We start from the raw sequence: 23,785 nt of genomic DNA on the forward strand, positions 1-23,785 counted from the left end.
GTTGCTTGAAACTTAAAAATCGTATGACGAAGTTCGTATTTGTTACTGGTGGAGTAGTTTCCAGTATCGGTAAAGGGATTGTAGCAGCAAGTCTAGGAAGATTGCTAAAATCACGTGATTATTCGGTATCGATACTCAAACTCGACCCATATATTAATGTTGACCCAGGAACCATGAGTCCGTTTCAACACGGTGAAGTGTTCGTTACTCAAGATGGTGCTGAAACCGATTTAGATTTGGGACATTACGAACGCTTCACCGACACTTCTATGTCCCGTCTCAACAGCGTTACAACTGGTTCTATTTACCAATCCGTAATCAACCGAGAACGTCGTGGCGATTATAACGGTGGTACAGTACAGGTCATTCCCCACATTACAAATGAAATCAAAGACCGCATTACTCGGGTAGCTCAAAATACTAATCCTGACGTGGTAATTACGGAAATTGGTGGAACGGTAGGGGATATTGAATCTCTCCCATTTTTAGAAGCAATTCGTCAATTTCGTAAAGAAGTAGGACGGCAAAACGTGCTGTACATGCACGTAACTTTGATACCGTGGATAGCTTCTGCTGGAGAAATGAAAACCAAGCCGACTCAGCATTCGGTTAAGGAATTAAGGTCTATTGGAATTCAACCAGATATACTAGTTTGCCGATGCGACCGTCAACTGCCAGAAGGAATAAAAGAAAAATTATCGGCATTTTGCGACGTACCAGTTGAATGCGTAATCCCTTGTATCGACGCTAAAAGCATTTACGAAGTACCTTTGATTTTAGAGCAAGAAGGATTGGCGACTCAAACCCTTTCTTTGCTGAATATGGCAAAACAGCCACCAGATTTACAGCAGTGGCAGACTTTAGTCAAACGGATGTACAATCCCCAGCATCGCATTGAAATAGCCATAGTTGGCAAATACGTCCAGTTAAGCGATGCTTATATTTCAGTCGTCGAAGCACTTCGTCACGCGGCGATCGCGACTCGGGGAGAGTTACATATAAGGTGGATTAACTCCGAAGAATTGGAAACCGAACCAGCAGAAATGCACCTCAAGGGAGTAGATGCAATAGTCGTACCGGGAGGTTTTGGTTCTCGGGGAGTAGATGGTAAAATAGCCGCGATTAAATACGCTCGCGAACGTCAAATACCATTCCTAGGTTTATGCTTGGGGATGCAATGCTGCGTGATTGAATGGGCAAGAAACGTCGCAAAACTTAAAAATGCTGGTAGTGCTGAATTTGATGAAGAAAGCGTTAATCCCGTAATTAACCTACTGCCAGAGCAACAAGATGTAGTGGATTTGGGCGGTACAATGCGCTTAGGGGTATATCCCTGTCATATTGTGCCCAATACCCTTGCTTATAAGCTATACCGTGACGAAGTAACCTACGAAAGACACCGACATCGTTATGAATTCAACAATGCTTACCGCAATTTGTTCTTAGAATCTGGCTATTTAATCGGTGGAACTTCTCCCGACGGAAGATTAGTCGAAATGGTAGAGCTACCAGATCACCCCTTCTTTATTGCTTGTCAATTTCATCCAGAGTTTCTATCGCGCCCTAACGGACCTCATCCTTTATTTAAAGGTTTATTAGAAGCAGCCATTACTCGTTCGTGCGAACGCGATGGTTTAACAGCACCCGCTCAAGTATCGTAAATTTTCCAGAGTATTTACCCACAACGAGAAGGCGGTGAAGGCTTTATACTCTGAAGCAGGAGTGTTGTAAAATGGGTCGTCCAAGTTTAAGGAAGGTAGAGAGGAGAAGTTGTGGCGTATTGGGTAAAAATCTTCTACGAAAAAAAAGAATATGTAGTTGATTTTCAGCGCGTCACTGCTTTCTGCTGCGAACCAAATGGTCGAGTAACATTTTGGCTGCCAAATAGTGCTATACCTATTGTGATTATCCCCCACCACAATCAAGAAGATTACCAAAAAATTTTGGAATATATTGAACGAGTCAATAATTCTGAATTAGATGGTGCTTGCTGGGTAAAAATCTCTTATGAAAGAAATGAATACGTGATCAACCTCAAATGTATTTCATCATTTTGTCATGAAGCAAACGGTAGGATTACCTTTTGGTTGCCTGACAGCAGCATACCGGTAATTATTAATCCTGCCAGTAATCCCGAATCCTATGACAAAGTGGTACATTACATCCATCAAACAACGGGATATACCTTATCTAATAATTAGTAATTGGGCGTTGGGCATCGAAGTTAACTAAAATTCTTGTACTATTGTTTTCAATACAAATAAATTTTTAATTCTCCAATTCCCAATGCCCAATGCCCTATTCTTAATTATTGATAAACTTTTCAATCGCCAGTTTTGCAGCACCCAACATTCCCGCGCCATTACCTAAGTGCGCCCTTACTATTTGTAAATTTACGCGAGATGTGGGCATTACTCGCTGCTCAATTTCTGCTTTCATTGACGGTAGGAAAAACTCGAAACTTGCACTAACACCGCCTCCAATTACAACAGCTTCAGGTGTTAGCACATAAATTAAACTTGTGACTCCAATTCCCAAATCCTTACCATACTCCTGCCAAAACTTCAACGCTTCTTTATTTCCAGTTTTAGCTAAAGTACCTAATTCTGCCGGTTCTTTACCACTACGGCGACGAATTGCGATTACCGAAGTATGCTGTTCCAAAGAACCTCGATTACCGCTTTTACATTGCGAACCATTAGGATTTACACTAATTAAGCCTAATTCTCCTGCGGCTCCAAATTTTCCTGTAAATAATTTACCATCAATAAAAATAGCTCCACCAACGCCAGTACCTAAAGTCAGTAAAATAAAATTTTTATAAAAACGTCCTGCACCAAGCCAAGCTTCACCCAAACCCGCGCAGTTTGCATCATTATCAATAATTGTAGGCTTACCGATTTTCTCTTCCAAAGTGTCCGCTAAAGGAATGTTCCGCCATTGAGGAAGATTAATCGCAATTTTAGCAATGCGTCCCTGGGCATCGGCTGGGCCTGGAGTTCCAACACCGATTGCAACTGCATTTCCTTCTGGATCTACTCTGGCTATTGCATCAACAATAGCTGCCACTACCGCTTCTGGTGTTGCTGGTTGGGGAGTATGCACGCTCAAAGATTTTAAACAAGAACCATCAGACGTAAATCGTCCTAATTTGATTGCCGTTCCTCCCAGATCAATACCAATTACTTGAGTTAGCACTTTTTCAGTTATCAGTTAACAGTAAGCAGTTATCAGTAAGATTGAGACTTAATCCGGAATAGTTAAGGAATTACCAAAAGCTGGAAAATCTTGTTCAGCTTGACGTTTTTCTAACTGTAAATCGGCAACTTTGGTTGAAGCAAAATTATCATGTTTCTGTAAAGCCGTTACAGGTGCCCCTTGTAAAATACCACTTAGAGCCATAAACAACATAAAACCACCGGCAGCCGCCGCAATTAACGAAATTCTATCTTTTACCATAATCCTCTCAATAATATAGGGCATCGGGTATTGGACATGAGAAGACAAGGGAATAGGGAGAGAAGGGGAGTTGTGAAAGAGCCATGATTCCGAACTCCTAACTCCTCACCTTTAACCTTTGACCTTTGACCTTTAACCTGTAGACTATTTTCGTTGCCTTAAACGCGGATTGACAAACTCATTCAACCCCTCACCAAGTAGTGATAACCCTACTACCATTGTTGTCATAGCTAATCCGGGAAAAAGAGTAGTCCACCAAATCCCTGTGGGTAGTGCGGCTAAGGCTTGTTTCAAATCGTGTCCCCATTCTGGGACTTCTTCGGGAAGCCCCAACCCTAAAAATCCCAAACCACCTAATACTAAGATTGCATCAGCAGCATTCAAGGTGAATAATACAGGTACGCTTTGAATTACATTCAAAAATAAATATCTCGAAAGTACCTGCCAGGTATTAGCGCCAATAGCTTGGGCTGCTTCTATAAAAACTTCGGTCTTAACACTTACTGTATGGTTACGAACAACTCGGTAATATTGCGGAACATAAGCAATACTAATTGCCAGCGCCGCATTCAATATCCCGCGCCCGACAACAAATGCCAGCGTTACTGAAAGCAGCAGACCGGGCAAGGTATAAATGCTATCCATAATAAATAGCAGTACTTTATCTAACCTACCGCCAATATAGCCGCTTAGCATCCCCAAAGGCACGCCAACCAGCATACTTAATGCAGTAGCTATTAAAACTACCTGCAACGCAGCTTGAGCGCCAAAAACAGTACGAGAAAAGATATCGTAGCCTAAACGACTAGTGCCAAACCAGTGTTTCAATGAAGGCGGTGTATGAATTGGATTATCAAGAAATTCTGTTGGATCTTGTAGCAATCCCAAAGCTTGAAGCAAGGGAGAAAACACTGCTAGAAAAACAAACATTAAGGTAATGCTTAACCCAACCAACATCAATTGTTGAGAAAGCGTAGGTTTTTTATTTATGAAAGGCAAGAATCTCGGCAAGAAACCTTTAGCAGCAGTCATAGGTTAATTCTTAAGTTAAGAGTTATGAGTTAAGAGTTTTAATGTATGAGTGTCACTTTGTCAACTCAAAACTTTGGTAATTGGTAATTAGGAATCGGATATTAGGGATTGGGAATTAACCCGAAATGCTTAAATGCCCTCACCCTCGAAGGGTGGGGCTACACTAACAAAGCCCGTCTTCACGGGCTAAGAAACCTAATTTTCTGAGATGCATAAATAATGTAGAGACGTTGCAGTGCAACTTCTCCCAGTGTTTTAGGTTGTATAGATAATTGTGTAAAATTGCTTATTTTACTGCAATAACTTAGATCGCTTTGTATTTTAGCCCGCCGGGGAATCAAATTCCCCATCTCATAGCAAAAGTCCTCTTAAAAGGACTAAAAACACAATTCAAAATTAATAGGCTTATCTAACGCTATTATTCAACTCCTAACTCCTAACTATCAAATAGCAATCACCAATTGCCTATTACCAATTACCAATTACCTTTACCCTAAAGAACGCTTTCGAGCAAATGCCGATACTGACTCTTCTGCTTGACACCTTTCAGTTCTTGTAACAATTCTTTATTTTTAAATATCTGTACCGTGGGCGTTCCGGTTACGTTTGCTTGTTGGGCTATTTCCCTATCCTTGTCGATATCAATTTCTACAAAGTGAATTTTACCGTCAAATTCATCCACTACTTTATTTAATATCGGCTTAAGTGTATGACAAGGACCACAACCAGGAGAAACATACTTCACGATTAATGGGCGATCGCCATCGTGAAATATTTTTCTCAAAGCGTAACTTCCGATGTGACGTGTAGCATTGATATCAAAATCTTCTTCGGTATCGGCGGCAGTTTTTTCTTCTTCTTGGGGTTTTAGTTCGTTGTTTTCTGGCTTTTGACTGAATTCTTGCAGCAATCCTTCAGCAGATAACCAACGCTCCGCTAACATCGCTCCCATACACCCGGAACCCGCTGCGGTAATTGCTTGACGAAATTCACGATCCTGCACGTCACCAACAGCATATACACCTTCTACGCTGGTTTCTACTGAAGATTTGGTCGCAATGTAACCAGCATCATCAAGCTCTAACTGTCCTTTAAATAAAGATGTGTTGGGGGTATGTCCGATAGCGTAAAATAATCCTTTAACGCTTAACTGGCTGTCTTCTCCAGTTTTGTTGTTGCGAATTTTGATTCCCTGCATATGGTTATCATCACCGAAAATATCCACGGCTTCGGTGTTCCAATGCACTTTAATTTTGGGATTACTCAAAACCCTATCTTGCATAGCTTTACTTGCCCGCATTTTATCGCTGCGAACTAATAAATTTACAGTATCGCCGTATTTAGTTAGGTAAATCGCTTCTTCCGCAGCTGAATCACCAGCGCCAATTACAGCCAACTCCGCACCGTGAAATATCGGAGTTGCCCCGTCACAAATTGCACAAGCAGAAATACCGCGACTCCAAAATGTATGCTCGCTGGGCAAACCCAAACGCTTCGCTGTCGCACCTGTTGCGATCGCAATGCTATGAGTTTTAAACTCACGTTCGGAGGAGCGCACGGTAAACGGACGCTGGCTTAAATCAACAGAAATTACATCCTCAGTATATAGTTCAGCCCCCCAGCGTTCTGCTTGAGCCTTCATCTTATCCATCAATTCTGGGCCGGTAATACCTGCGGGGAAACCAGGAAAATTTTCTACCTCAGTAGTAGTCATCAACTGCCCGCCAGGTAGCCCCCCGACTTCAAAGCCTTCAAATACAACAGGTTTGAGATTTGCACGCCCTGCATAAATAGCAGCAGTATAACCCGCAGGACCAGAACCAATAATTACTAAATTTTCTACTTTTGGATTTGCCATAATCTTTTAAGTAAACTCATAACCACTACGCTTTACATAGCATAGCAAATTTATTCTATTTTGTGGGAGTACGCTTTGGTATTAAGGCGGATAGGGATATCCACCCCACAAGATAAGATAATAATCTTGAAATTATATTGTAGATTAAGCTTCCCCGGTCTGAAGACGCGGGGATTTCTGAAGAGTCCACAATCGAACTTTCTTAGGCTGACGTGTGATTGCGCGCAACGTATTCGGTTCCGGTAGATACCTATGATGTTGCTGTAACGCACCATCGGATCTAGAAACCTTAATTATTAATTATTAAAGCGTGCGGTTCAAGCCCGCCCGGTCTCTTACCCAAGCCCGAAAAGCGCGAGTTGTCGCCATTTCCCCATTGATTCGAGTCTCTTGAATAAATCGAGGAATTTCCTTTACAGGTACCTGAGCAAAAGTAGGGCTGTGTTCAACTTCTAGATATTGTCCATCATTAAGTATATAAATTCTTAAAACGCTGCCATTAAACCGCCAAAATTCAGGAACGCCAATTGCAGCGTAAATTTTAAACTTGTCTACTTTTGGCTTTGAATATTCGACTTCTAACACCAAATCCGGCGGTGGATCGATATTCAAATCTATTTTTTCCTTATTTCTCACCCGGTATTCGTTTTGTATGTAGTAGCTGCTATCTGGCTCTCCACCTCGTTCCAAATCATCCCGTGTCAAAGTTAACGAGCCAGAACGTTTGATTTCTAAGCTTAATTCCTCACACAATACTCCAGTAAATACTTCAATAACGCGATTTGAATTTTCGTGTGGCATATCTGGAGCCATAATTTCTAATGTCCCATTGTCGTATGCAAGTCTGGTGTTTCTTGAACTTCCCATGTCCGCTAGCATCGCTTTGAAAGTTTGATAGCTGATGTTCTCAAGTAAAGTTCTAGTTTCTGCTGGTGTTGAGATTGCCACCATGTTGAAAATACCTCGCTTGAATTAGTTATTTATTAGGGCTTTAACTTCTTTAAGGATTACACAATAGCCTTGTGTGAGTTGAAATTCTTGTAAAACAACCGTGAAAAAATAGTATTTGATGTTAGAAATCAAAAAATATGGGAATACTAATGCTTGAGTCAGCCGTTGACTTAGGGTGATAAGTCTAGACGTGCCTGGGAAAAATTAGTATCAGGAGAAAATTCCATGCAAGTTCAACCATCAGATTTACTGGAAAAAATTCGTCATCAATTTGACAGTGCCCCCTATCCAAGAATTCCTATTGATGAATCTCCCAAAGATAAACTTAATACCCTCTACATTCATAATTTAGTAACAGCTTATTATTTCAGAAATCAGAAAGTTATAGATACCAAAGGAAAAGTTATTTTAGATGCTGGATGCGGTAGCGGATATAAATCCCTTGTACTAGCAGAAGCTAATCCAGGTGCAAAAATTATTGGTATTGATATTTCGGAAGAATCTATTAAATTAGCACGGCAACGTTTGGAGTTTCATGGCTTTGATAACGCGGAATTTCATGTTTTAGGAATAGATGATTTATCTCAGTCGAATTGGAAATTTGACTATATTAATTGTGATGAACTACTTTATCTTTTTGATGACATCGGTAAAGCTTTAAAAGCAATGAAGGCAGTTTTAAAGCCAGAAGGAATTATTCGTAGCAATCTGCATAGTTCTATTCAACGTTTCAATTATTTCTGTGCCCAGAAAGTGTTTACCATGATGGGTTTAATGGATGGAAATCCAGAAGACTTAGAAATGGAAATTGTTGTAGAAATAATGAAGGCTTTAAAAGATACAGTCTACTTGAAAAAAATAACTTGGAATTCCAAATATGAAGGAGAACATGGAAAAGAAAAGATTTTAATGAATTATTTATTTCAGGGAGATAAAGGTTATACGATTGCTGAAATGTTCGATGGTTTTAGAACGGCAGACTTAGAATTTATCAGCATGGTGAATCAAGGGGAATGGAACTTAATAGATTTATTTAAAGAGCCAGATAATTTACCTGCTTTTATTGCTATGAGTTTACCTGAATCAACAGTTGAGGAGCAGCTACAGTTATTTGAACTCATGCATCCGGTACACAGACTGCTTGATTTTTGGTGCGGGCATCCAAATCAAGCCCAGTCTTTTGTTCCAGTAGAAGAATGGACTGACTCTGTGTGGGAGAACGTTAAAGTACATTTGCACCCACAGCTAAGAACTCCTGATATTAGAGAAGAGCTAATAGCCTGCGTTACAGAAATAAGACCTTTTGCGCTCGCTAATTACTTACCAATAGTAAAAGATTCCATCAGTATAGATAGTTCTATGGCATTTTGCTTTATTCCGTTATTAGACGAGCCCCAGTCTATGATGGCTTTAGTAGAACGCTGGAAACAAGTCAGACCTTTAAATCCAGTGACTTTAGAACCTACAGATGTAAGCCAAGTCTTTTATATGTTGCAACAGTTATTTTCCAGACTTGAAAGCTTTGGTTATGTGATGTTAGAGACAACATAGTATTTTCAAAACCACTGTTTGTGGCAGTTGAGTAAATCTCCGCAGTAGGAATACTTCATTTTTTGGGAATGTATCAGCCCTTATATTGCATCAAAATCTTTGATGCTTAAAGGTTTTTCAAATTTCCGAAAAAAAAAATTCTCGAAAATGATAATAAAACTGACGAAATGGGTAAGTTACACCTAGAACTCAATAACCCATCCCCACCTAAAGGAAACACTAATGAAAACCGAACTTAAAGCAAAGTTTTTACAAACCATTCTCCGCAACAAAAAAGAAAATGAAGGTTTTACCCTGATTGAATTGTTGGTTGTAATCATTATTATCGGTATTCTTTCGGCTATTGCGCTACCTTCTTTCTTAAACCAGGCGAACAAAGCTAGACAGTCTGAGGCGAAGCAATTTATTGGTTCTATTAACCGCGCTCAGCAAGCATACTACTTAGGCAATAATAATGAATTCACTACAGTTCTGACAGAACTTTCTCTAGGTATCAGACCAAATACAGATAACTATGTATATGACATTGGTGGTGCTAAAACAGCAAGCGAGTACGTTACCAATAAAGCTAGAGCGAAAGCCAGAGGTTTGAAATCTTATGCTGGTGTTGTTTATACTTCCGAGCAAGATGTAAGTGGTGTAAAAGAATTAATTACCCAAGCAATTACCTGCGAAGCAATAACACCATTAGCAAAAGCAGAAGCCAACGGTCAAACTGTTCCAGAAGCTAGAGCTAGTAAGCCTGAATGTCCCGCTCTTGCAGGTGGAATGAAGACTATTCGCTAATTTAGTTGACTGCGTAGTTAACGGTATCTATCAAGTTAGCGGTTAATTAGTATAAATTATTGATTTTGAGTGAGTAGATTTAACTGCTCACTCTTTTGCATTGTTGTTACAAATATATTGAAAAATGGTTGTAGAATCATCTATCACTCGTTGCCAAAAGAGCCAAGAACAAGCATTTGATTACTTGGAAAAAGGTGATTACGAGCAAGCTATAAAAATTTATCACGAATTGATTGAAATAGAACCGGACATCAAATCTTATTATTGGTATCTGGGGTTAACATTATTATTGCAAGGTGAAGAAGCGGATGCTCAAGCAACTTGGATGCTGGCAATGATGGAAGGAGAGCCAGAACAAGTTGAGTTGTGGAATGATGAATTAATTGAAATTTTAGAACATGAAGCCCAAAGACAAATAAAGTTAGAAAATTACTCTACAGCTTATTTATTGCGCCAATATATACAAGAATTTGCGCCGATTGATATTGATAATTTATTGTGGCTAATTCAGCTTGCTATAAAATTAGAATTATTTTCTGGAGAGTATTTATCTGAGTTAGAAATTATTCATATACTGCAAAACTATAATTGCGAAAATGTTGATGTCAATTTATTTATTCAAACTATACAATTTATTTTAGATGCCGATGCATTACATCCATATTGCTTAGAATTTGTTGCAGCCTGCATTCCTTATTTAGGTAATTATTATAAATTTTTCGCCATTATACTAGTAGCAGCAGTCAAGCTTGCTTATTCTTTAGGTTTACCCAGTGAAGCGATAAAATTAGCCAAGATATGTTTACAAATAAATGACAAAGATACAGAATTATTACGTCATTTAGCGGCTTTTTATCAAAAAACTGGTAATTACGATGACGCAATAGCCACAGCCAAGTATTGTTTAACTCTTTTACAAGATGAAACACTTTTAGATAAAGTTTATGGTAATCATCTGGTTTTAAAGACTTTAATTAATGCAGGTGGCTACTGGGAAGAAGTACAAGAAGTTTTTAACCGTCACCAAAAGTTACTTGCTGATTTAATTGAAGAGCAACCCGAAATTAATGATAAAACTGATATTTCTCGATTATTACTATCCGGATTTTTCTTTCCTTATTTAAAAGATAACCCCAAAATATATCGGCAGATTCAAAGTCAGTTAGCGACTTTATGCCAAAAGAACTTCCGAAATTACGCTAATACAAAAATTAGCTGGTACCAAAATCGGCAAACGACACAATCATCTTTAAAATCCAATCAACGTTTAAAAATCGGCTATATATCAAGCTGTTTCCGACAACATTCAGTAGGTTGGTTAGCCAGATGGTTGTTTGAATATCACAATAGAAAAGATTTTGAGCTATATGGTTACTTTGTCAACTATCAACTCAACAATGATTCTCTACAAGAATGGTATATCGAACAATTTGATCAATACTATCAAATGGGCATCAGTAGCCCAGAAATTGCCAAGCAAATTGATCGAGATGAAATTGATATTCTAATTGATTTGGATAGCTTGAGCGTTGACATTACTTGCGAAGTTATGGCTTTAAAACCAGCAAAAATTCAAGCAACTTGGCTGGGTTGGGATGCATCAGGGCTTCCTGCTATCGACTACTTTATTGCTGACTCTTATGTATTACCGGATAATGCCCAAGATTACTACTCGGAAAAAATTTGGCGTTTACCTCAAAGTTATATAGCAGTGGATGGTTTTGAAGTCGGTGTGCCAACTTTGAAAAGAGAAAATCTCAATATTCCTGAAGATGCTATCGTTTATTTCAGCGGGCAAGGAGGCTGCAAGCGTCATCCCGATACAGTACGTTTGCAAATGAGAATTTTAAAAGCTGTACCGAATAGCTATTTATTAATTAAAGGATTAGCCGATGAAAAAGCTATTCAAAACTTTTTTAATGAAATAGCAATTGCAGAAGGAGTCGAACCAAAATATTTACGATTTCTGCCTATGGTTTCTTCAGAAGCAACCCACCGCGCTAATTTAGGAATCGCTGATGTGGTACTAGATACTTATCCTTATAATGGCGCAACTACAACTTTAGAAACTTTGTGGATGGGAATTCCTTTAGTAACTAAAGTTGGCGAACAATTTGTAGCACGAAATAGCTATACTATGATGATGAATGTCGGAATCAAAGAAGGAATTTCATGGAGCGATGAAGAATATTTAGAATGGGGTATTCGTTTGGGTAAAGATGCCAAATTAAGACAAGACATTGCTTGGAAATTACATCAATCTCGTCAAACTGCGCCGCTATGGAATGCCAAACAGTTTACTTGTGAAATGGAAAAAGCTTATCAACAAATGTGGGTTAATTATATAAACGCTGAATAGTCATAAAAAAACCCAGTTGATTCAAACAACTGGGTTTGTAACTAGATTAATTGGGAGCATCCCAATGGCGGCAAAAAGCCCGCAGACTAAAAGCCTGGGGCAATACTACCAAGCCCGACGACCTGGGCTAAGAATCTTAGTAGCCCAGGTCGTCGGGCTTCGTTTATGTAGCCGCACCCTTGCAGGGTATCGGGTAAAATGTTTGTTCAAAATCGGGATGCTCCCGATTAAGTTTTCTCAGACAACTTGCTGGTAAAATTCTTCCAAATTCATCGCATAAATCTTATCTCTATAAATATTGCGATGGTTCTCATTTTCTAAACTAATTTTAGCTTTGATACGAGTTAACAACATCTCCCATTGTTTTTCACTTAACTGGGGAAGTAATGATATTTCTAAGCCTTGAGTGATATCTATATCTTGCATTAGCAAGTTCATCGTGACGGCAGATAAAAGCATGGAAGCATATTCATCATCGCTATTGCTTATATCAATCAATAAAGTTGTATCTTTGGCATCATTTCTGGTTGCTAATGTTGAAATTACTTCTTGCAATTCTGCTGCAACAACTTCTTCTGACTGCGTCCAATCTGGGAAAATAATTAAATTAATTTCTTTGAGATTTAAAGCCTCAATTGTTGCGTTAATTAACACCTCACTTACAGTTTTAGCAGTTGATTGCCAAGTAAATTTCTTCGCTTGTTCAATTCCTCTATTAACTAATAATTGGCGAATACTTGGCTTTTGCACTTCACAAAGAGCATTTGCTAGTTCTTCTACATCATTATCGTCAATATAAATTGCTGCTTCCCCGGCAACTTCCGGAATAGAAGCATTATTGCAGGTGATTACCGGACATCCACAAGCCATTGCTTCAAGAATTGGTAAACCAAAACCTTCATAGGTTGAGGGATAAACCAGCGCGATCGCACCGTTGTAAGCCATTGCTAATTCTTCATCATCCAATTGCAGCATATGCACCGTACTCCCGTAGGTACAAGCTCTCCATTCAGGTACTAAAACACCACCGTTACCCGTACAAACAATATCAAAAGCATGACTAATCGGAAGTTTGGCAAATGCTTCAAAAAACAGAGTACTATTTTTATAGCCAGTAGAAGGGCCAACTAATAGAAAATAAGGTTTAACGATACCATATTTAGTTTTGAAAGCATTGATTTCTTCTGGCAATCCCGGACAAAAATAATCTTGAACTCCTAATAAAGCTACAGTAATAGCATCTGGATTAATATCGGGGAAGCATTTAACTAAATCTTGGGCTGTATTTTCAGAAATGGTAATATATGACGAAGCTTGTCGAATTGCATGATGCTTTTCTCGCCACATGTGATGATTTAAATCCCAACCCATAATCTCTGGAATCATGTCATATGCCATGAATACAGAAGGAGTTGTTAAAGGTGTTGTGTAGTAAGAAGAAATAAATAAATTAGCTTCTTCTTCATCACATATTTGTTGAAGTATTTCTCGATCGTTATCGGTATCGCTATAGTCATATTCGGGAATTTCGCGGTATCTAATACCCGAAATTTTCGGAGCAGTACCGGCTCTATCTAAAACAATAATATGTTTAGCAAAATCATTCGTAGCCCATTCTTCCAATAGCGATTTCCAAACCCGAGCAATTCCCGTTTTATATAATTGGAAAAATACGCCGTCAATTAGTATTGTTGGAACTGATTTTTCATAATGAACAACTCTTTTATCTATTTCCTCTTGCTGCAAAAATCGCCATTCAGTAGAATGCTTTTCTGCTTGAGCAATCGGTACTATACCGTATGAATCAGCTTGAGCTACCAAAGTATCATCGCCAACCCAAGCAAAATAATCGCGCAATAGTACTGGGAATTTAGTTTGTTCCTGCAAAGCTGCCCATTGAGAAATAGCACCTTTATACCCGTAATATTCTTCTTTAAACTTTAATTGTTCTTGTGTCGCATATGCAAAATGCTGAAAAATTAAGTTGTGTGATTCCGTTTCTTCATGCTTAAAAGGATTTACCGCAGCAACATTTTGTAGTTCTCCATCAGGTAGTTTTTCAACTAACACTGGTGGTTCGTGTGCAGCCCAAACATATCCTGGTTTAAATCTCCAAGTTCTTAACCATTCTTGTTGTGGGTTTTGAGCATAACAGTTACGAGTACTTATCAGCAGATTTTCTCCAACAAAATACCAACACCAGTAAAAAGCTGCCGTTTTTTCGGGATTTTTAATAAATAATTCTCTGGCTGTAGATAGCTGTTCAAAAGTCCATAATTCATCTACATCTACTTGCCACAACAAGCATTCTTCTTGAATATTTCCTAGAGGAGCATTAGTCATTTCTCGCTTACCTTCCCAGAAAACACCTTCCGGCTTACGGTAAACGGTAATATTATCTGGATAAAGCCTTTTTAGTTCATCAATATATTCGCTAGTACCATCAATACTAAGTCCCGAATTATGAATTTCACTACTTATATGTCCACCATTTCTAATACTCCAAGCCGTATCATGCTTTAAATCCGCAACACCTTCTACAATATGCCAATGCCATTTTAAAGGTAGTTGTTTAAATATATCAATGTGATATTTGATAAAAGGCTGACCGTTTAAAACTATAGTAAAGAAATGAATCGGTAGTTCCGATGTCAATCCATACCGAGAAACTTGCAAACTTTTTTGAGCGCAAGCAAGTGTTGATGAATACTCATGATTAACTAAACTTGGTTTTGCAATATCATGCCATACCCGTTCGCAACCAGGCCAAGTATGTATTACATCATGAAATGCTATCCATCCATCATCTTTTACTAATGGAAAAGACAATTCAAAATCTTTTAATACATCCAAAAACTGATGAGAACCATCAATAAAAATAAAGTCTATTTTTTTACTTTCAGTTAATTCATTCCATTGCTTTAATGCTTCATGGGAGTAGCTACGTAGAGGTACTACATATTCTTCAAGACCATTTTGTTGAATATTTTGCTGCCAAATATCAAAGAATTGCCGTTCGGAAAAATCTGAATCGTTACCATCCCATGTATCAATACAATAAATTTTTCGTTTAGTACCGATACAAGCATATCCCATAGCAACTGTAGATCGTCCTTTAAAAGAGCCTATTTCAACAATTACAGCATCTTCTGAAAGACTTTTTACTTTTTCAAATAAGTACTTTTCTTGACCGGGAAGCATATAACCTTCTACTGCTTCTACTGCCGGTTGAATAGTCGCATATGCAGTTGGTTGAACCGTTTTATGTTTAAAAATTGCATAGCCATTGCGTATGTTAGAGTCACAAGAAATCAATGTATAATCTGAATCATTGAGTAAACGATTCAAATTATGATAATTTTTAAATGTAGTAATATCATCGAGTAAAATATACTTTGCACCGTATACGCGATCTAATTCTGCCGTACCCGTAAATTCGGAACCATCAATCAAGACTAAATCAAAAAAATCTATCTTATTTTCCTTCTTGATTTGTTGAATACCATCATCGGCAACACCAGCATTTTTGACATACTCTATATCTTGTTTTAGCCAGTTTAATACTTGCTCTAAAGGATATAAAGTTAAATTATTTTGAGTACTTTGATAAAAATTAATAACCTCTTCTTGTGTGGGAAAATCTTGTAAAGATACAGAAGAAACGTTATGGCATTTAACAAAATTATCGTTAACATATTTTTTTTCTAACTCTGCAAATCTAGTCTTTGAAATCTCCATGCAGAATAATTTGGGGTTATTAGCATTTTCTCTAAGCCCCGTCACAAAAGCTTCAGTACTTCCACCTCCAGAAGATGAACCTATTTCTAAAACTGTTTCAATATCTTCTTCTCTACAAATCTTCTGAATTGCTACATAAAACTCATCATTTTTAATCTCTGGAGGAATTAAATAATTAAGTTCGGAATTCATAATTTTAGATTTCATATTCATACTCGTATCTGCACCAATTTGTAATCGCTTTACTTCTCAACTTGCTTCTTCAAATCGTTCAATCCTCTCTTGTAGTCTTCCCTTTGAGGGTTCAACTCCACTAACTTTTCTAAAGGTTCAATTGCACCTCGAACATCTTTTAACGCCACCCGCACTTTTACTAAACCTTCTAAAGCTACTTGATTATTGGGTTCCCGCTGCAACACCAATTCAAAACCTTGTTCCTGCTGCTTCAATATTGATTCTTCCCCCTCAACAACCGAAGCATTATCTTGTTGAGCAATTTCTTGTATGGCAGGAATTGCAGCCATAACCGCAGAGCCAAAAAAGAATACTATCGATACCAAAATTAATATTTTTTGTCGTACCTTAGCTTTCTCGCGATTTTGAACTACGTATTCTTCCCTAGAATCATCCATGCTATATTCAGTTACTTGAGATCAAAAATAATTCCATTCTCAGGATGCCCCTTAACAGGGCAAAACTATCATTTGAGCTATTTTTTTATTCAGATTGCTTTGAATTCACAACTTGCACTACTACCATCAGCCCCATTTTTAGCTAAAGGCTGCGTGACTAAATTGCTCTAAAAGCTTTTAAAACTTGATTCAGTAGTATTTTGAAGATTTTGACTTAAGTAATGGCAATTTAACGAAAGGCATTTCCGTTTAAATTGCTCTGCACGGTAGAATGTCAAATCAAAAATTTCTCACAAAGCTAAGAAAAAACATTTGAAGAGAAATGTAGACTGTACTATACTAATAGACCTTCTAAATCTTCTAAATTTTATAAAAAAATATTCGCAAATTTTACCCAAAAATAACAGAAAATACTTTGCTTGTATAAACCAGTCTGCTTACTTGCTTACTTTTCAAACAAAGAACTTTGTATCACATGATTTGAAATTTTACTTCTTGCTGTAGGGAGTATAACAGGCAGATATTTAACCTATCCGATGATTTTGTGAAACATGCTTTACATCTTTTTATATGCGATTTTTGTCAATACAGATGATTCAATAAAATAAAGCCGTCTTCTCAACCAAACTCCAAATCTTCATTTCACAGAAAATGATGAACATCTGTCCTATTAACGAAAATTTGACAAGTTAATCTGAGTTATAAACTATTTTTAATTCAATAATATCGAATAAAGATACAAACATCTTTTGATTGTTCTTTGGTTTTAACTGCGACTCACCTTATGTTACCTCTGAGACACCACTATTTACTGGCAATTGTTAAGATAATATTAAAAAATTATGCAGATGGTATGAAAATCTCGATGTTTGCGATAATGTAGATAACGATTAATAAAAACGGTGGATATTTGCAACTCACGATTCAATTTTTACTGTTATGCCTTCATCGTGGAAGCAATTGTCTATGTGTATTAGAAAAATTGTCATGATTTATGCATATTGCAGTGAATTGAGCAATTAGGGATAAAAGAATAGCTATACTAAATCCACCGGGTTGCTGATAAGTTTATTTGTTTGGTTAAGTAAACAATGATGGATTTTGCTGAGTTCCAAAGTTTATTAGTGGTGATTACCGAACAAAACCGAAATTAACAGTAACCATGTAGAATAGTTATGCTATATTCAGTAATAGTGAGACTTGCTTTGCGTGCATTACCGAACTCTACGCAGAGACTATAATTGCAAAACGGAAAGCATTTTTGCCCCCAGCATTTACCCAAATTTTCATCTTAATTTTAATTGAGGTTATGACTCAACAAGTAATTCACCCAATGGTGAAATTGCAACGCAATGTTCAATCACTCGTAGATTCTCAGATCATCAAGCCAACAGATAGCATCTGGAAAATTGCTTTACTTTATGGCGACGAATGGCAGCACTGGAAACGCGAACTGGCAGATTTCGGCTTTACCATGCAAGACCCCGTTAAGGAGTTACTTGCGGTTGAAGGATGGGATGAAGAATAAAACATCGGTTTTAGAAGAATATATGTAGCAAAAAGAGATTGGAATATCTCTTGAATGACGCTCAACTGAAAGCGCTGTCATAATAATGCGGCTAAATAATCAGAATCTGCCTACGCGGGTTGTAAATTTGTAGAGTCCACGTAGGTGAGATTTGTCTGCGTCACAGCTAATTATATTCGTCTGAAAAATAATTTTCGCTTCATCCTGAATTTTTTCAAATAATTTAATTACATACGCTGATTCATTCGCAGACTGCTAAGGCTGCTGCAACTTCTTTCGCGGTTTGATATCTATCGCGTGGTAAAGGTTGCGTAACCTTATCTATTATCTCTTTTAAACGAGGGGTAATGGTAGGAATCTTCGCCACATCAAACCGAAAGTGTCGTCCTTGCTGACGATAAAACTTAAATGGGTTTTCACCTGTTAGCAGAAAGATTAAAGTTGGACCGATAGCATATAAGTCCGATTGAGTTAAAGGCTGTCCTCGTTCTTGTTCGGGGGCACAATACCCTTCTGCACCGATACGAGTCCCAGGTGCGGTACCGATTTCCTTGACAGCACCAAAATCCAAGACGACTATACGATTATTGGAATTTCGTACCATTAAATTAGCCGGTTTTATATCGCGGTGAATTAATGGCGGATTTTGGCTGTGCAAATAATCAAGAATATTGCAGGTTTGCATCATCCATTCTATGGCTTGATTTACAGTCACCGGTCCTTTGCGATAAACAAATTTTTCTAAATCTTGTCCGTGGATTAATTCCATTGCCAAATATTTTTTCCTATCTTCCACGAAAAAGTCATGATACTTCGGGATTCCAGGATGATTGAGCAATCCTAAAGTATGTGCTTCTCGTTGAAATAATTCTTGTGCTTTGGCAATCTTTGCCATATCGGCATTCATCTGCTTGAGTACTAATAGTTTGGGATAACCTGTGGTTATACCGGCTGAGTCCCATGCAAGATAAGTAGTGCCCATACCTCCCTTTCCTAATGTTCGCAATACTTGATAATGGCGAATTGTTAACTGTACTGACAGAGGTTTACCGCAATAAATGCAAAATAGATTATCAGGTAAATTCCCTTCATGATTGCAGACGGGAGGTATAGCCTCAGAAGATTGTGCAGGTTTTGGTTGCTTTAATACCTCCCATTTCAAAATAGGACCGCCCCGAGCTAATTGCACAAAACAGTTATCGGGTAATGTACCTTGAGTTATCAGCACGCCATTAACAAAAGTGCCATTGGTGCCCTTGCTAATAACTTCCCAGGAATCAGCATTACCCAAAGGGCTTTTATTAATTAGTTCTAAATGGTACCTAGAAACTAAATTACTATCTAAAACAACATCATTGTCTGCTGCTCGTCCCACCCTAATCACTGAGGATTCCTCAAAGCGCCAATCTTTAATGGGTGTTTTATTTTGCGCTTCTAATAGGGTTAGAGTAATCACGATGCTTAGAAACTATAAATGATTAAGGATAAATTTTGAGCTATTTTGAACTATAAAGGATGAAAACTGTTATATACAGATTCCCCGCATACCTATGATAATCTTCGACTAACTGACACTTGATTTAATTACCAAACTGATTTCTTGAATCAATTTTACGGGTAATTATGCAGGAATATAGCAAGTAATGTCTCCACAAAGACATTGGAATTCGATTTTAACAATATTTTGCTTAGTTATCCTCTACTTATTTTATTTTGCGGTAGTATATCTTCTGCACTAACCTGATTAAATCCCACTTTTGTGTTTCCCAGGCTTAGCCTGGGAATTCGATGCAAGGAACTGTTGCTTCCGGTTTTTCTTCTCGCCCCATCTGAATATACCGTTTGCTTAATGATTTTTTCCTATTCCTCTTTTCCTTTAAGAATTTGACTTTCTAAATTCGGACGTACCTTTGCCCGTATAAGTACAGCCGTGATGTTATCATGACCATTATATTTATTTGCCAAATCGATTAAATCTCTTACGCCTTTTTCTAAATTGGCTTCCGAACTAATTAAATTGAGCAAATTAGTTTGCGAGTATTTTTCTAATAAATCATTATCCGATAAACCATCTGAAGTTAAAATAAATAGCGTGTCTTGATTAATTTCTAGAAACTGCACTTCGGGAGCGATAAAGTTATTATCTCTAGGTCCCAAGGCTTGGGTTAGCTGATAAGCGTCTGGGCGAGAATAAGCTATACTCGGTTCCACCCCCCGAGATATCTCTCTTTGACCAACTTCATGGTCTACGGTAATTTGCTCCAAACCTCCTTTACGTGTCATGCGGTATAGACGGCTATCACCTACATGAGCTACAGCCACACGAGTATTCTGTATTAAAACTACCACTAAAGTAGTGCCCATACGACCCACGCCGGAACGAGCATCTTGCTGATTAATATCGTGAATCGCTTTATTTGCTTGAAAAACTCCTTCACGAATAACTTCTTCGCTAGGAAGACTATCGGATTTCCAATGTTTTTGAAAGTATTCTCGTAAAGTACTTACAGCTAATTCACTTGCGACTTCACCACCAGCATGTCCCCCCATGCCATCGCAAAGAATATATAAACCCTGGGCTCCTGCTACTTTACTTTTGGGCAACTCAACTTTATTAATCTTTGTTTCAATGCCGAAATAGTCTTCGTTATGGTCCCTTTGTTTACCCACATCGCTAAGCCCTGCATTTTCTAAGCTAGCTAGCTGCATTGGCAGGATTACTGTGGGTGTATCATCAATTTTAGTCGGGCTTTGCTCTAATTCGTCTAACTGCAATAGTGTAGGGCTAGAAACGTTTTTTTGCTCTCCAAAAATTAAATTATTTTGTGAATTGTCTTGCCTTTGTTGCTCGGAATCGCCTTCCAATTCCATCGCAATTAATTGTAATCGCGATCGCAGTTCCTCACTCGTTTCTATTTCACCAGATTCCAGTTTTCCCAAAAGTTCTAATAAAGAACCGAATTGAGTACGTTGAGATTCTCGAAATAATGCCTGCCAAACTTTTCCTAAAGCTTTAATTTTAGGTGTATCATCCTCTTGAAAGCCAATTAGCGATTCTTTTCGTATGTCTACATGCAAGCGTTGCAATGCAAGAGATTGGTCTTCATCGACTCGTAAATTAGTTAAATCTAAAAGACTTTGACTGCAATTAAAGGGTTCTAGTAAATCCCACAATTGAGCCATTTGATAAAAATAATGTATAATTTGCAACGATGTAGTAGCTTCATTTTGCCATATTTCTAACAAATAAAGCCAATCCGAACGGTCTTCTAGCAGAATCACCTGCATATTTCCTAATTGCCATGCATCGTGGATGGGAGGAATGCCCAAATGACAGTGTGGTTGTAAGGCTATGTAACTTTTAGCGACATTAGGAATTTTGTCTTCACCTACCGAAGTTTTAATCGACTCCGATAATTGCGGATTTGCCAACATCGCATCAACTGGTGAAACTTGATAGGGTTGACAATCGACAACTTTTACGCAGGCTTCAGTATTAACCGCATTTTCAAAGAAAGTTGGTAGCGATTCAAGCATTTTATAGCGCTGTTGTGAATCTAAATAAGAACCGGCTTTAAATGATCGAGGAAATTCTTGAGAAGTCTTTTGTCGATCTGTTTCCTGAGAATCGTCCTCTAAGTTAATCTTTGCTTTTTCACTATCTACTTCAACAACTTCCGGACTACCTGACTTGATAGCCATCGCCAACCAAATCTCCGAACAAGTTGCATCACAGCTATGGCACTGAACTGCGTCTAAATTGAGAAAGACACCACACTGCTGACATTCCTTTTCAGTTAAGGATGCGCCGCAGTTTTGACAAAACTTGTTGCTGTTAGGGTTTTCAAAATTGCACTGAGGGCAAATCAGCATTATATCCGCGTCCTTAATTCCCGCTCATTGGTGCTAGCCATGAAAATTAGTTTATAACTGGTAGTTTAGCTTCTGCTTGCTATAGGGCAATAAAATATTTATGCCTTTACCAAGAAAAATATATATATATAATATGGCTGTTTTAATTGTGACGTATATTAACCGTAATGAAGGAAACATCAGTAAATTTATTCTAGGACATAGGATTCGTCTATGTTGCCGGTTTTGTTGTTGCAGATCGTCACAAACATAAATTATCTTTCAAAAGGCAGTTCTACAGAGAAACAAGTACGATTAGAACCGCTTTCAACCTCAACGACTCCCCCCAAATGCTTCGTAAGCTTTTGGACTAATGCTAATCCTAAGCCGGTACCACCTTGCTTCCAAGGATCGTTACTGGGAATCCGATAAAATTTATCAAAAATGCGTGGTAATTCTTTAGAAGGAATTTCGACTCCAGTATTAATGATTTGAAACTGAATATTATCGGACTTTATCTTGGCGTAGACAATAATTTCTTCATTGACAGGACTAAATTTACAAGCATTAGTCAGCAACTCAACCAATATTCTTTCCAAGCTGAATGGATCGCAAACCATAGCCGGTAGGTTGGATTCTACGATCAACTTTAATTTTTGTTTGCAGCAATTACGGTTGCGTGCATTGTATAACTCAACTACTCGCTTCAACCAGGAGTTTACTTCAATTTTTTCTAGCACTAATGGTTTTGCACTAGTATCAAGTCGCTGTAAATCTAGAAAATTATTAATCAAGCTAATTTCTCGCTCGCACTCGTTATTCAAAATTTGGAAATAACGAGATATCTTAGAGTTTATTAATGAATTGTTTTCTGATTCTGATGTTTGAGTTAAATTCTGCTGCTCTTTGTGAAGACCAATTCCTAGCATTTGAATCGCCATTTTCATATTGGTTAGCGGCGTGCGTAACTCGTGAGATACCGTACTTAAGAATTCATCTTTAAGACGGTTTAGAGATTCCATCTCTTCTAATTGAGCTTTCGCTGCTTTTTTACTTTCCCTTATGGCTATCTCCGCTTTTTTGCACTCAGTAATATCAATACAGCAACCAACGTAACCAATAAAGTCACCTTTTGATGAAAATCGAGGAACTCCGGTATCGGAAATCCAACGGTAATCACCATCTGAATTTTTTAAACGGTATTGAATTTGAAATTTTTCTTTGTGTTTAAGTGCTTGATAATAAACGTCTAAATATAAATTTTTATCATCATTATATAAACTATCCAACCACCCAAAGCCTAATTCTTGCTCAATTTTCCGTCCGGTAAGCTCCAACCAAGAACAGTTAAAAAAGTTATGCACGCCGTTTTCATCAGTCATCCATAGCATCACTGGTGCGCTGTCAGCTAACTCACGGAAACTTTGTTCGTTTTGTTTTGAGGCTTCAGAAACTTTATAAGCAGTAATATTTTCACAAACCATCAAAATTATTGGATTTTTCTCGACTCCAAATGATGCCCGTGCTTTGACTTTTACCCAATTAACCTCACTATTGGCACAATTTAGATAAAATTCTTCGCCTTCTAGCTCTTGTGAAGAATTATCTAATACATTGATTAACAGCTTAGATAGTCTTTCGCTTTCAAAAGCAGCAAATATACTAAAGATGGATTTTTGATGCAATTCAGTTGGGGCATAACCCAAACAGTTAGCACCAAACTGGTTCACAGACAGAATTGTTCCAAGACCATCTAAAGTCAAAAAAATGCCAGGAGTTTGGTCGTATAAAGTACGATACCAATTAATTTCTTCTTGGGTAGGACTTAAAGTTTCCGCCGTATAATTTTCTAAATCCGAGGTAATTTCAGGCACAAGTTCCAAGCTTGCAGATTTTGCAGATACAAGATTTTGTTTTAGCCGAGTCTGATACCAGTTAAATGACTGATTTAAGCTCATAATATAATGCACCCTAGTATTAACAATAAATTGATGATGAATAAAAAAAGATTATTATACAGCTTTTTGCTTGATTTCTGT

General features: G+C 37.8%; 16 protein-coding genes. 6 read left to right on the plus strand and 10 right to left on the minus strand.

The window, feature by feature from the left end; all coding sequences use genetic code 11:
• Positions 1–23 precede the first annotated feature (23 nt).
• Positions 24–1,661 (plus strand): CTP synthase, encoded by a 1,638-nt coding sequence (locus tag RIV7116_RS18615; protein ID WP_015119855.1) that lies wholly within the window; start codon positions 24–26, stop codon positions 1,659–1,661.
• 111 nt (positions 1,662–1,772) lie between these two features.
• The gene (locus tag RIV7116_RS18620) at positions 1,773–2,201 is read left to right on the plus strand and encodes a hypothetical protein (protein ID WP_015119856.1); all 429 of its coding nucleotides are present in this window, start codon (positions 1,773–1,775) and stop codon (positions 2,199–2,201) included.
• A 103-nt stretch (positions 2,202–2,304) separates the two neighbouring features.
• Here the strand turns inward: RIV7116_RS18620 and RIV7116_RS18625 are convergent, their stop codons facing one another.
• The 5 genes from RIV7116_RS18625 to RIV7116_RS18645 all read right to left on the minus strand — a co-directional run bounded on the left by RIV7116_RS18625 (position 2,305) and on the right by RIV7116_RS18645 (position 7,300).
• Entirely contained in the window at positions 2,305–3,198 is an 894-nt protein-coding gene (locus tag RIV7116_RS18625; protein WP_015119857.1) for an ROK family protein, read from the minus strand.
• Positions 3,199–3,246: 48 nt separating this feature from the next.
• Positions 3,247–3,459 (minus strand): hypothetical protein, encoded by a 213-nt coding sequence (locus RIV7116_RS18630; RefSeq protein ID WP_015119858.1) that lies wholly within the window; start codon positions 3,457–3,459, stop codon positions 3,247–3,249.
• Between the two features lie 144 nt (positions 3,460–3,603).
• Positions 3,604–4,491 (minus strand): ABC transporter permease, encoded by an 888-nt coding sequence (locus tag RIV7116_RS18635; RefSeq protein ID WP_015119859.1) that lies wholly within the window; start codon positions 4,489–4,491, stop codon positions 3,604–3,606.
• Between the two features lie 493 nt (positions 4,492–4,984).
• Positions 4,985–6,349: a thioredoxin-disulfide reductase gene (trxB, locus tag RIV7116_RS18640; RefSeq protein WP_015119860.1), complete on the minus strand. Its 1,365-nt coding sequence runs from the start codon at positions 6,347–6,349 to the stop codon at positions 4,985–4,987.
• 303 nt (positions 6,350–6,652) lie between these two features.
• Positions 6,653–7,300, minus strand: coding sequence for a Uma2 family endonuclease (locus RIV7116_RS18645; protein WP_015119861.1), 648 nt, complete (start codon positions 7,298–7,300; stop codon positions 6,653–6,655).
• 225 nt (positions 7,301–7,525) lie between these two features.
• Here RIV7116_RS18645 and RIV7116_RS18650 point away from each other — a divergent pair, with 225 nt between their 5' ends.
• The 3 genes from RIV7116_RS18650 to RIV7116_RS18660 all read left to right on the plus strand — a co-directional run bounded on the left by RIV7116_RS18650 (position 7,526) and on the right by RIV7116_RS18660 (position 11,996).
• Positions 7,526–8,851, plus strand: coding sequence for a class I SAM-dependent methyltransferase (locus tag RIV7116_RS18650; RefSeq protein WP_015119862.1), 1,326 nt, complete (start codon positions 7,526–7,528; stop codon positions 8,849–8,851).
• A 222-nt stretch (positions 8,852–9,073) separates the two neighbouring features.
• Entirely contained in the window at positions 9,074–9,637 is a 564-nt protein-coding gene (locus tag RIV7116_RS18655) for a type IV pilin-like G/H family protein (RefSeq protein ID WP_015119863.1), read from the plus strand.
• Between the two features lie 124 nt (positions 9,638–9,761).
• On the plus strand, positions 9,762–11,996 hold the full coding sequence (locus RIV7116_RS18660; RefSeq protein WP_015119864.1) for an O-linked N-acetylglucosamine transferase: 2,235 nt from the start codon (positions 9,762–9,764) through the stop codon (positions 11,994–11,996).
• Between the two features lie 237 nt (positions 11,997–12,233).
• On the opposite strand, the gene RIV7116_RS18665 is transcribed toward RIV7116_RS18660, so the two are convergent.
• Together RIV7116_RS18665 and RIV7116_RS18670 are read right to left on the minus strand one after the other, a co-directional pair.
• The gene (locus RIV7116_RS18665) at positions 12,234–15,941 is read right to left on the minus strand and encodes a class I SAM-dependent methyltransferase (protein ID WP_015119865.1); all 3,708 of its coding nucleotides are present in this window, start codon (positions 15,939–15,941) and stop codon (positions 12,234–12,236) included.
• Positions 15,942–15,976: 35 nt separating this feature from the next.
• Positions 15,977–16,366: a M48 family metallopeptidase gene (locus tag RIV7116_RS18670; protein WP_015119866.1), complete on the minus strand. Its 390-nt coding sequence runs from the start codon at positions 16,364–16,366 to the stop codon at positions 15,977–15,979.
• Positions 16,367–17,675: 1,309 nt separating this feature from the next.
• Between RIV7116_RS18670 and RIV7116_RS18675 the strand changes: the two genes are divergently transcribed.
• Positions 17,676–17,894, plus strand: coding sequence for a DUF4327 family protein (locus RIV7116_RS18675; RefSeq protein ID WP_015119867.1), 219 nt, complete (start codon positions 17,676–17,678; stop codon positions 17,892–17,894).
• 241 nt (positions 17,895–18,135) lie between these two features.
• On the opposite strand, the gene RIV7116_RS18680 is transcribed toward RIV7116_RS18675, so the two are convergent.
• The 3 genes from RIV7116_RS18680 to RIV7116_RS18690 form a co-directional block, all read right to left on the minus strand.
• Complete coding sequence (locus tag RIV7116_RS18680) at positions 18,136–19,350, minus strand: FHA domain-containing serine/threonine-protein kinase (RefSeq protein ID WP_015119868.1); 1,215 nt, start codon at positions 19,348–19,350, stop codon at positions 18,136–18,138.
• A gap of 404 nt (positions 19,351–19,754) precedes the next feature.
• Positions 19,755–21,767, minus strand: a complete 2,013-nt coding sequence (locus tag RIV7116_RS18685; RefSeq protein ID WP_015119869.1) for a serine/threonine phosphatase — start codon at positions 21,765–21,767, stop codon at positions 19,755–19,757.
• A 254-nt stretch (positions 21,768–22,021) separates the two neighbouring features.
• On the minus strand, positions 22,022–23,704 hold the full coding sequence (locus RIV7116_RS18690; protein ID WP_015119870.1) for a PAS domain-containing sensor histidine kinase: 1,683 nt from the start codon (positions 23,702–23,704) through the stop codon (positions 22,022–22,024).
• Positions 23,705–23,785 lie beyond the last annotated feature (81 nt).

Source organism: Rivularia sp. PCC 7116, assembly GCF_000316665.1.
In the GTDB taxonomy this organism is placed as follows: domain Bacteria; phylum Cyanobacteriota; class Cyanobacteriia; order Cyanobacteriales; family Nostocaceae; genus Rivularia.